The sequence below is a fragment of the Cereibacter changlensis JA139 genome (assembly GCF_003034985.1).
Taxonomy (GTDB): Bacteria; Pseudomonadota; Alphaproteobacteria; order Rhodobacterales; family Rhodobacteraceae; genus Cereibacter; species Cereibacter changlensis.
Window position 1 is genome coordinate 1 of the sequence record NZ_PZKG01000129.1, and the last position, 10940, is coordinate 10940.

A 10940-nucleotide genomic window follows, 5' to 3' on the forward strand; every position below is an offset into this window, starting at 1 on the left:
GGAGCCGCGTCGTTCTGGTTCCCAGCAAATGGGAGGAGGCCTTCGGACGGGTCGCCGCCGAGGCCCATATCAGCGGGATTCCGGTCATCGGCGCCCGGCGGGGCGGCCTGCCCGAGGCGATCGGACCCGGGGGCATGCTCGTCGATCCGGCGGCGGGGATCGACGGCTGGGTCGCGGCGCTCCGGTCGATCTGGGACGAGCCTGCGCGTTACGAGGCCCTGTGCAATGCCGCCGAAGCCTACGCCGACCGTTCGGCGCTCGATCCCGAAAAGCAGATGACCGCGATCGAGCAGGTGCTGCTGAAGGCGGCGGGGCAGAATCCCTCCGCCAAGTCGAGAGGCAGGTCGCCGAACGGTCATGGCGCTCATGCCGATCTACCCCGTTCCACCGCCTGCGGAGGCAAGCCCGACAGCCGCGAGGTGCGCGGGTGACGACGCGTGTGGAACAGGATGCACCGATCTGGAAACGCGGTTGGGGCTGGCTGGAGCAGCAGGCCCGGCTCGGTGTCCGCAGCCTGCGTGGGCACTTCGTCCGGCGGGGTGTCCCGGCACATCGGTTCGGCTGGCGTCATGTCGAAGCCCCGCCCCTGCGCAGCAGCGCGACCGGCTACCGGTCCATCCACGCGCCAGCCCGCGCCGAAAATCCGCTGCCCTTGAACTTCACCTCGCGCGACCACCTGCCCAACCTCGTGCACTGGTGGGGCTACTCGATGCGCGATGTGCCCGACAGGCTGAGCGACGAGACCTTTGTCGCAACCTTTCAGGATGCGACGATCACTGCCTATCGCGACGCGCTGGGGGAATTCTACCCCGGCATCCTCTCCCGCGAAGGCCACGCGATCAACCTGCGCGAGATCAAGTTTCGCCCTGGACATGGCGAGGCCCTGCGGGCCGCCAAGGCCGCCGGGGTCACCCCGGTGCGGCGTGACCGGGTAGTCTGGGTGCTGGAGCGTGTCCATGAAAACCACTCGCACTGGCTCACCGCGCATCTGCCCAAGCTGCTGCTGGTTAAGCAGCTTGGGCTGCTGCAGCATGTGCTGCTGCCCGAGCGGCTGAAACCGGCGCAGGAGGCGTCGCTGCGCATGCTGGGCATAGCCCCCGAAACGCTCGCCCGCCATGACGAAAGCCGCCCGCTCCTGGTGTCCGAGCTGACGCTGATCGGCACCGACCGCTTCCGCCCCGAACTGCTGCGGCCGGTGCGGGAGGCCATGGCCCCACCGCTGCCCTTGGCAGAGCGGACCCGTCGCCTCTACATCAGCCGGGCGCGCGCGAGGTTTCGCAGCCTGCTGAACGAGGACGAGATCTGGCCGATGCTGGACGAGCGCGGCTTTGAACGCATCTTCATGGAAGACCTGAGCTTCGAGGAGCAGGTCGAGCTGATGCGGCGCACCAGTTGCCTGGTCGCGCCGCACGGCGCCGGGCTGACCAACATGATGTTCTGCGCGCCGGACACGACGATCGTCGAGATCGCCTCGCTGGGCTTCCCCAACCCCAACTTCTACGCGCTCGCCGCCGCGATGGGTCATGCCTACTATCTGGTTCCGGCCGACGAGCATGGCGATGTCGAACCGTTGAAGAAGAACATGACCGTCCCGCCCGAACGTCTTCGCGACGTCATGCGGATGATCGACGCCAGCACCGGGGCCCTCTGAGCCATGCGCATATCGGTCGTGATACCAGTTCTCGATGGCCAGTCCTTTCTGGCCCAGGCCATTCGCAGCGCCCGCGACCAGAGCCTGCCGCCGGTGGAGATCATTGTGGCGGACAATGGCAGCCGCGATGCCAGCCTCGCCATTGCCCGCAGCTTCGGCCCGCCGGTGCGGGTGATCTCGGCGCCGCGTCCGGGCGCCGCAGCCGCCCGCGCCGCCGGATATGCCGAGGCGACCGGCGAGGCCCTGATGTTTCTCGATGCCGACGATCTGCTGGCGCCGGACACGCTCGCCCATCTGGCGGATGCCCTGCGGGGAAGGGGCGCCGCCCTCGCCTGCTGCTCCTGGCGACGCTATGACCTGAAGGGGGACTGCTGGCGCGCCGGCCCTGCCTCCTGCGCGCCGAGGCGGCCTTACCATGACGATCTGGCGGCCTGGCTGACCGGCTGGTATCACCCGCCCTGTTCGCTGCTCTGGTCGCGGGAGGCCTATGAGGCAGCCGGCGGCTGGGACCCGACGACAAGTCTGAACGACGACGGCGATCTGGTCATGCGCGCGCTGGTCGCGGGCGTCCCGCTGATCCCTGCGGCTGGCGGGATCGGCTATTACCGGCGGCTTCCGGCGGGCGCGCAGTCGCTCAGCGGGCAGAACCGCAGCGCCAGGGGTCTGGCGGCGCGGCTGCGGGTGCTGGAGAAGATCGAGACGCTGCTTCTGCAGGCGGGCCGCGAAGGCCGTTACGCGTCGCCCCTTGCCGAAGCCTATCGCCAGATCGCCGACGAATGCCCGATCGATGGGCCGGAAGAGGTCCGCGACAGCGCCCGCGACGGCGTGAGCCGCAACGGTGGGTTCGGCGGGGTACGGCGTGCGGCCCGCCGTCTTGGCGAGGCAGCCGGCAGGTCGTGGACCGGCGGTGCATCCCCCGGGCCGAACGCCATCCCCGCGCCGGGCGTGAGGAGTGCCGCGGAAACCGACAGCCCGCTCGTCTCGGTCATCCTGCCGACCTACAACCGCGCCGCGACGCTGCGCCGGGCGATCGACAGTGTCCTTGGCCAGAGCTACGCGAACCTAGAACTGCTGGTCGTGGATGACGGCTCGACCGACGACACCCCGCGCCTTGTGGAGACGCTCTGCGATCCTCGGCTCCGCTACCTGCCACAGGAAAACCGGGGCGTCGCCGCCGCCCGCAACCTCGGCCTCGAGCAATCCAGGGGCCGACTGATCGCATTTCTCGACTCCGACGATGCCTGGATGCCCGAAAAGCTGGCCCGGCAGGTCGCGCAGATGCAGGCCGCGCCGGGGCGTGTCGGGCTGCTCTATACCGGGCTCGCCGTGAGCCATGAGGATGGTCGGGTGGAAACCTGGACACCGAAGGCGCGCGGCCATGTCCTGCCGGAGATCCTGAAAAGCAACGTCCTGCATTTCGGCACCAGCAGCACGATGATCCGCGCCGAGGCGGCCGAGGTCGTGGGCGGCTTCGACAGCACCCTGCCCGCCAACGAGGATCATGACTACTGGGCGCGGATCGCGCGGTTCTATGAGTTCGATTTCGAGCCCGCCCCGCTGACTCTCTACGACCACGCCGGATCGACCCCGGGGGCAGAGGCCAGACGCTCCGTGCAATTCGCCCGCAACATGCGGGCCCGCGATCTGTTCGTCGAACTGCACGGCTTTGAAGCCGGGCGCGTCGGGGCGACCTTTGCCTATCAGATGGACAGCGCGAGGCGGCATTTGGAGTGGGACGAAGGCAATGTCCGCGCGGGTCGTCGGCTGCTGCTCAAGGCGGCGCGCGCCGCCCCCGCCAAGCCCCTACCCTATGTCTGGCTCGCGCTCTCGCTGCTGCCGTCCGGCCCGCGTGGCTCTCTGGCCGGTTTCCTGCGCCGGCAGAGGACCCCGCCCGCGGCGGCGGAAGCCGAAGGCGGCAGCACGGTATCCCCGCCATGAGGCTCTGCATCGTGGTCGACACCTACCCGCGGCTCTCGGAAACCTTCGTGCAGGCGCAGGCCGAGGGGCTTGCCGCACGCGGGCACGAGGTCGAGGTGCTCTGCCGCGAGAGCGGGGCGAGCGGCCAGCACGGGCCGATCCGCATCCGGCGTTGGTGGGGGCTGCTCGCGGCCCTGAATGGCCCGACCGAGCGCCTCGGCTTTGGACCGCGCCACAAGGTGCGGCGGGCGCTGGACCGGATGGAGGCGCGCTATCTGTCGGGCTTCGACGTGGTGCTGGCGCATTTCGGCTATGAGGGCGCGCGGGTCGCCGCGGTCCTGTCGCGGCTCGAAAAGGCCCCGCCGCTGGTCACCATCTACCACGGGCATGACGTCGCTACTGTGATCCGCAACGGCGCCATGTCGCTCTATGACCAGCTGTTCCGGGTGGGTGCGCTGCACCTGCCCGTCAACGCCGTCTTCCGCCAGATGCTGGTCGACGCCGGTGCGCCGCCCGAACGGACGCTGGTGCATCACATGGGAATCGCCTCCGGCGCCTTCGCCTCTGCGCCCCGGGACTGGAACGCCCGCCCTCTGCGGATCCTGTCGGTGGGGCGGCTGACCGAGAAGAAGGGCTTCGCCGTCGCGATCGCAGCACTGGAGCGCCTCGCGGAAGACTACCCGGATCTCGACTGGCGCTATGAGATTGTCGGTACCGGCGCGCTGCAGGAACCCCTGCGCGCGCAGGCCGAAAGCTCGGCGGTGGCCGGACGCATCAGCTTTCTCGGAGCGCGACCCCATGCCGAGGTGCAGCGGCTTCTGGCGGCGGCGCATGTCTTCCTTCTGCCCAGCGTCACCGCCGCGAATGGCGATGCCGAGGGCGTGCCGGTCTCGCTGATGGAGGCGATGGCGTCGGGGGCCCTGACGGTCAGCACGGATCACTCCGGCATTCCCGAGCTGATCGAGGATGGCGTCACCGGTTTCCTTGCGCCGGAGCGGGACATCCCCGCTCTCGCCCGACGTCTCGCAGCAGCGGCCCATGGCGATTGCCCCGAAGGGATTACCCGCGCCGCCGCCGAGAAGGTTCGCCAAGACTTCGACGCGGATCACCAGCTGCTTTCGCTGGAGCTGCTGCTGTCAGCCCTGCCCGAGAACCAACGGACCGGCCAAGCTGCGGCATGGGATATCCGATATGCACCCTAGGTGTTCCCGCGATGGATCACTGCGCACAAACACTGCCCGACCTGCCGGAAAGCCCGCCACCAGAGCCCGGCAGGCTCGCCTCCCCGAACAGGACCAGCCCCATGGACAATGCCCCAGACCATCCGCCCTTCTTCATCGTCGGCCACGGCCGATCCGGCACGACCTTGGTTCGCACGATGCTCGCGGCTCACTCCTGCCTCGCGGTGCCGCCGGAGACGCATTATCTGAAATGGATCGACGCATTCGGCGCGAAGCAGACAGAGTCACCGGCGGACTTCGATAGCTTCTGGACCGAGCTTTGCCAGCGGGTCCAGTTCCGCGATCTGGGGGTCGATCCGGAGCGGGTGCTGGCGCTGGCCGATGCCACGGGCGGGCGGACCTTCCGCGGCATCTTCGAGGCGATGCTGGGCGCCTATGCGGAGACCGAGCACAAGGCCCGTGCCGGCGAGAAGACGCCGGGGCATTACTTCTACCTCGATCGCATCTTCCGCTGGTGGCCGGACGCACGGATCATCGTCGTCAGGCGCGACCCGCGCGCCACGATCGCATCGCATCTGAAAGCGCCCTGGGTCACGCAGCAGCTTGCGCAGCGTGAACCGGGGACGCCATTGATGCAGCGCTATCGTCTCTACCACGTCGCGCATCACGCCAAGCTGTGGGAAAGGGCCTATGGACGGTATCTTGCCCCGACCGACGATCCCCGCTTTCACGTCGTCTCCTACGAGGATCTGGTGGCCGAGCCCGCCGCCCGCATCGCCGAAGTGGCGAGCTTTCTCGGCGAGCCCTTCGAGCCGGGAATGGTCGAGAGGCGCGAGGCGCTCGGCGGCGCCGCTCCCGAGACCCGCAGGCCGGAGTGGCAGGGCTGGATGCGTGAGCATGAGGAAAGGTCGAGAGCTGCGGTCTCGACCGAAAGTTTGAACAAATGGCGCAGTGCCCTGAGCCCGCGCGAGATATCGGTGATCGAGGCGATCTGTGGCAGAACGATGGAACGGTTTGGCTACACGCCGGACAATCCGCCCCTTCGCCGGGTCTACCCCGGCCTGCTCGGCCTCGGCGCGCTGCGGGCCTCGGGCCTTCAACGCCGCACCCGCGGCGGGGTCGCCTGGTTGCGCCGACGCCTGGGCCTGGACCAGCCGCACGCCTCATGACGTGTCGACTTGGCGGGGGCTTTGATCGGTCACCCGGCGATGGCGGGGGAACGGCTTTCGACCGCCAGCGCTTCAATCCTGATCGGGGCGGCGGCAAGGCCGCACCGACCACCTTTACCGGAGCAGCATCGCGCTGGACCGGGATGTATGTCATGAGGAAAAGACAGTGATCGACACCTATCGCAAGCTCTACACCATCCTCAGCGGGCGCGAGCGGAAGTTGGCCGTCATGCTTACCCTGCTGGCCCTGCTGATGGGTTTTCTCGACGTGCTCGGGGTTGCCGCCGTGCTGCCCTTCCTCGCCGTGGTGTCCAACCCGGACCTCATCCAGGAAAACTCCTGGCTCCGGATGGCGCATGGCTGGCTGGGAAATCCGGAGGTCAGCACCTTCCTGATCATCCTCGGCTTCGCCGCGTTCCTCTTCGTGCTGTTCGCCGCCCTGTTCCGCGCCGGCAGTTTCTACGCGCTCACCTATTTCGTCCGCATGCGCGTGCCCAGCCTGTCACTGCGGCTGATGGAAAGCTATCTGAGCCAGCCCTACACATGGTTCCTGCAGCGCCACACCTCGGACCTGGGAAAATCCATCCTGTCCGAGGTGGCGCAGGTCGTGAACGGGCCACTGCAGGCCGCGGTCAACCTCGTCGCCTATGCCGTGATGATGGCCTTTCTGGTGATCTTCCTGCTGATCCTCGAGCCGGCGGCGGCTCTCGGCGCGGCGGTTCTCTTTGGCGGCGCCTACGGGCTGATCTACCTGCTGGTCAAGCGCCCCCTCGCACGCATGGGCGAAGAGCTGGTCGAGACCAACAGGGTCAAGTTCCAGATCATGCAGGAGGCGATGGGCGGCATCAAGAACGTCAAGCTGATGAACCTCGAGAACAGTTATCTCGAGCGCTTCAAGGATCCTTCCTACAGTCAGGCCAAGAACCAGGCGGCCTATGCCGTCATCAGCGAACTGCCGCGTCACCTGCTGGAGGTGATAGCCTTCGGCGGCATGATCCTGTTCGTGCTGTGGCTTCTGATCACCCAGGGCGGCATGATCGCGGATATCGTGCCGATCCTCGGCATCTACGCCTTCTCGGCGGCGCGCATGTTCCCGACGCTCCAGAAGCTCTTCGCCTCGGTGTCGACGATCCGCTACGGCAAGGCGGCGCTGGACGCCCTCTGCATCGACCTGCAGGGCTCGGGCGAGCGCGATCTGCGAAAGGGCGCCGACCTGCCCGCAGTGCGGCTGCGCGAGAAACTGGAACTGGCCGACGTGAGCTTCACCTTCCCCGGGACCGAAAAGCCGTCCCTCTCCGGCCTGTGGCTCAGCATCGCCGCCAGAACCTCGGTCGGCATAGTCGGGGCGACCGGGGCCGGCAAGACGACGGCGGTCGACCTGATCCTCGGCCTGCTGGCCCCCGCCTCCGGCGCGCTGCGGGTCGATGGGCAGGTCATCGACGCGCATAACGTGCGGGCGTGGCAGCGATCGGTCGGCTATGTGCCGCAGGACATCTTCCTGGTGGACGACACCATTGCCGCAAACATCGCCTTCGGCCTGCCACCGGAAAAGATCGACTACGCCGCGGTGGAGCGCGCCGCCCGAGCGGCATCGCTGCATGCGTTCGTCAGCGACCATCTTCCGCTCGGCTATGACACCATGGTGGGCGAACGCGGCACCCGGCTGTCGGGCGGTCAGCGCCAGCGCATCGGCATCGCCCGCGCCCTCTACAACGAGCCGGATCTGCTGGTGTTCGACGAGGCGACCAGCGCGCTCGACAATCTGACCGAGCGCGCCGTCATCGAGGCCGTCTACGCGCTGGGGGGATCGAAGACCATCATCATGATCGCCCACCGCCTGAGCACGGTGCAACACTGCGACCAGATCCTGATGCTGGAGAATGGTCGGGTGGCGGCGGCAGGCCCCTATGACAGGTTGGTCGCGGAGCACGAGGGATTTCGCGCGCTGCACGAGGGGACGCAACGGGGGAACTGACGCGGGGGGCGACGACGGGGAGGATCCGGCGCCTGCTTTCCGTGGACGCTTGCCCCCGCGCACCGCTGACGGGCGGAGCGGCAGAGGCTGGCGCCCGGCACGTTCGTCGCGAGCGGGCCGCTGCGGGGAAGGTGGTGAACCGGCGGCTGGTACTCAGGGCAGCCGCTTCCCGCGTATCGGAGAAACCGGCGGCCGGTCTCCCCGCTGGAACGCCGCCATTCCGGGAACCCGTGCTGGAACAAACCCCGCGAGCGGATGTTGCCGACCCGACAACCAGCAGGGCAGCCCGGATCCAGCCGTACGACAGACAGCAGAGCACACAGCCGCGGGGCCTGCGGCGCGCCCCGCCCAAACAGCGGCAGGTCAGGACCGACAGCCGAAGCGCGGAACGCCCGGCGCGAGCCCGCTAATCCCGATCCTCCCCACCTCGAGCCGGGAACCCCTTCTCCGCCGGCGCCAGCCTGGCATCCACCGCCCGAAGACGGCTTCCTCTCGTCAAATTAAAGGAAAATCAATGACCGAAGACACACCCCAGAACCCCGACCGCCGCAGGGTCATCGGCGGTCTCGCCGGTGGCGCGACCGCTCTGGGCCTTGCCGGTGCGGCCAATGCCCAGCAATCCGGCGAGACCGCCGAAGCACCGCCGCTGACCCGGATGCGGGACCCGCAGACGGCCTATCCCCAGCCGCCGTTCGAGGAACAGCAGCAGGAGTGGCCCGGCCTGACCAGCGAAATGAACCCGGTGCCCGATCACGGCGAGGAAAGCTATCGCGGCTCCAACCGGCTCTCGGGACGCCGGGCGCTGATCACCGGGGGCGACAGCGGCATCGGACGCGCCGCCGCCATCGCCTTCGCCCGCGAGGGCGCCGATGTGGCGATCAACTACCTTCCTGCCGAAGAGCAGGATGCGCAGGAGGTCGTGGCCCTGATCGAAAAGGCAGGCCGTCGCGCCGTCGCGATCCCCGGCGACATCACCGACCGGGATTTCTGCGAACAGCTGGTGCAACGCGCCGTCGACGAGCTCGGCGGCCTGGACATCCTGGTGAACAACGCCGGTTTCCAGCAATCCGCCGCGTCGATCGAGGATATCTCGGACGAAACCTTCGACCAGACGATGAAGACCAACGTCTACGCTCCCTTCCGGATCACCAAGGCGGCGCTGCCGCATCTGGAGGCGGGCGCCTCGATCATCATCACCGCCTCGGTCGTGGCGGAGCAGCCTCCGGAAAACCTGTTCGACTATTCCCAGACCAAGGCGGCGAATGGGATCTATGCGCAGGTTCTGGCCAAGCAGCTGGCCTCGCGCGGGATCCGCGTCAACGCCGTCGCGCCGGGCCCCTTCTGGACGCCGCTGCAGGTGGTGGGCGGACAGCCGACCGAAGCCATTCCCGAATTCGGCGCGACCACGGCGATAGGTCGTCCCGGGCAGCCGGTGGAGATCGCGCCGCTCTACGTGTTGCTGGCGAGCGGCGAGTCGAGCTATTCGACGGGCCAGCTTTTCGAGGCCACCGGCGGCTGACCGCCCGCTCCGCAGCTGCGGCTTCGGCGCTGCCGTTCCTGCGGGCGGCAGCGCCGTCAGGAATGGCGGCCCGCTCGCTTCGCGTCTGAGGAGGCGGCGGCGCGGGACAGGCCGACATGCCGAAGCAACCGCCGGCTCGCGCCCGCGGCAATCCTGCCACGGGTTCAACCTTCCGACCCCGAGCTTCTCATCGTCGCTCCACCGTCGCCGCCGCTCCAGCCCAAGAATATCGCCCCGCATCACAAGCCCCACATAAGACACGTCGTTAACGACGTCGTTATGCACGTGCCTTAATCGATCACGCCAAGCTCTGGCAGGCGGCGCCAACCGGGCCGTTACGGCGCAGGCAACTCTGCGAACGGATCCGCAGGACGCAAGTGGAGAACCACCTGCCGCGCGACATCGGCGTCAGCCGGCGCGGTTCATGGTGCGTGGCCGCCGGTCATCGTCTGCGGCGGGAGGCGATCCGTCGTCCAGCCGCGGACCATGCCGTCGGTGTTGAATGCTATCTCGACGCGTCCCGAGGCATCGACGGCGATGACGCCGCCGTCTCCGCCGACCTCTGACAGTTCGTCGACGATGACGTGCCGCAGCGCCTCCGCCAAGGTCTCGTCCCCGAAGCGGAGACGACCCGCGATCTGCGCGGCGACCGTATGGCGGATGAAGTACTCGCCATGCCCGGTGGTCGATATGGCGACCGTGCGGTTGTCCGCATAGGTGCCAGCCCCGATCAGCGGCGTGTCGCCCACCCGTCCGGAAAGCTTCGAACCGAAGCCTCCGGTCGAGGAGGCGGCCGCCAGATCGCCGCAGCGGTCGCGCGCCACCGCCCCCACGGTCCCGCCCCGGCGGAGAAGATCGGGACGCGGTCGAAGAAGACCTTCGACCACCTCACCCGCGGGCGTCGCCAGCCGCGCCTCCAGCCCGCCCGCCGCGGCGCGATAGGCGATGCGGAAGCCGCCGGTCTCCACAATCAGGTAGTCGTTCAGCCGCCGGGACCGCAGCCGCAGCGTCTCCGCCGCCTCGAAGCCGAGGTCAGGGTTGATCCCGATGGCGATCACCGCCTCGGGCTCCTCCCCCAGGATCAACGCATGGTTCAACCGGCCGCCCAGAACCCCGGCCCAGGCGCCGGCGAAGGGCGGGCCCCCGCCGGGCCGGGGGAGGTCTGCCAGCAGCACAAGATCCGGGAAGGCCGCGCCGGCGTGCACGAACCAGTCCGGCGTGGCCTCGGCCGCCCCGAGGCTCAGCAGATGCGCGTCCGCCGCTGGGCCGGCCATCAGCACATGCGGTGTCCGTTCCCCCACCAGCCGGGCTGCCGCCACGGGGTTCCGCAGCCGCCGGACGCCTGCCACCGCTCCGGCTTCCAGCCCGCGGCCGTCCATGATCGCGGCGTCCATCTCGATCTCGCCGGCGCGGTTGGCGGTGCTGCCCTTCCCTGCATTGTAGAGACCGGAATCCTCCATCGCGACGACCATCGCCTCGACGACATCGATGGCGCGGTCTCCCCTGGCAAGCCGCTCGCGCCCGATCC

Annotated in this window: 8 protein-coding genes; 7 read left to right on the top strand and 1 reads right to left on the bottom strand. The window is 68.5% G+C overall.

What is annotated here, in order from left to right:
- From C5F48_RS18950 to C5F48_RS18980, 7 genes are all read left to right on the top strand, one after another.
- On the top strand, positions 1 to 431 hold a 431-nt coding region (locus tag C5F48_RS18950), incomplete at its 5' end, for a glycosyltransferase (protein ID WP_146170647.1).
- Positions 428 to 1651 carry a glycosyltransferase family 61 protein gene (locus C5F48_RS18955; RefSeq protein ID WP_107665391.1) on the top strand — a complete coding sequence of 408 codons (1224 nt, stop codon included), beginning with the start codon at positions 428 to 430 and terminating at the stop codon, positions 1649 to 1651. The genes C5F48_RS18950 and C5F48_RS18955, both read left to right, overlap by 4 nt.
- A 3-nt stretch (positions 1652 to 1654) precedes the next feature.
- On the top strand, positions 1655 to 3589 hold the full coding sequence (locus tag C5F48_RS18960) for a glycosyltransferase (RefSeq protein WP_107665392.1): 1935 nt from the start codon (positions 1655 to 1657) through the stop codon (positions 3587 to 3589).
- A complete protein-coding gene (locus tag C5F48_RS18965) occupies positions 3586 to 4770 on the top strand; it encodes a glycosyltransferase (protein ID WP_107665393.1) in 1185 nt (394 codons plus the stop codon). The genes C5F48_RS18960 and C5F48_RS18965 overlap by 4 nt, the downstream gene beginning before the upstream one ends.
- A 101-nt stretch (positions 4771 to 4871) precedes the next feature.
- Positions 4872 to 5918: a sulfotransferase family protein gene (locus tag C5F48_RS18970; protein WP_170139701.1), complete on the top strand. Its 1047-nt coding sequence runs from the start codon at positions 4872 to 4874 to the stop codon at positions 5916 to 5918.
- A gap of 166 nt (positions 5919 to 6084) precedes the next feature.
- Positions 6085 to 7893: an ABC transporter ATP-binding protein gene (locus tag C5F48_RS18975; RefSeq protein ID WP_211314657.1), complete on the top strand. Its 1809-nt coding sequence runs from the start codon at positions 6085 to 6087 to the stop codon at positions 7891 to 7893.
- Between the two features lie 514 nt (positions 7894 to 8407).
- Positions 8408 to 9412, top strand: coding sequence for an SDR family oxidoreductase (locus C5F48_RS18980; protein ID WP_107665395.1), 1005 nt, complete (start codon positions 8408 to 8410; stop codon positions 9410 to 9412).
- A 422-nt stretch (positions 9413 to 9834) separates the two neighbouring features.
- Here C5F48_RS18980 and C5F48_RS18985 read toward each other — a convergent pair.
- A partial coding sequence (locus tag C5F48_RS18985; protein ID WP_219907814.1) for an isoaspartyl peptidase/L-asparaginase family protein occupies positions 9835 to 10940 on the bottom strand: 1106 nt, incomplete at its 5' end.

Coding starts and splice junctions, on each gene's coding strand:
- C5F48_RS18960 (WP_107665392.1), top strand. CDS start 1,655: ATGCGCATATCGGTCGTGATACCAGTTCTCGATGGCCAGTCCTTTCTG.
- C5F48_RS18965 (WP_107665393.1), top strand. CDS start 3,586: ATGAGGCTCTGCATCGTGGTCGACACCTACCCGCGGCTCTCGGAAACC.
- C5F48_RS18970 (WP_170139701.1), top strand. CDS start 4,872: ATGGACAATGCCCCAGACCATCCGCCCTTCTTCATCGTCGGCCACGGC.
- C5F48_RS18980 (WP_107665395.1), top strand. CDS start 8,408: ATGACCGAAGACACACCCCAGAACCCCGACCGCCGCAGGGTCATCGGC.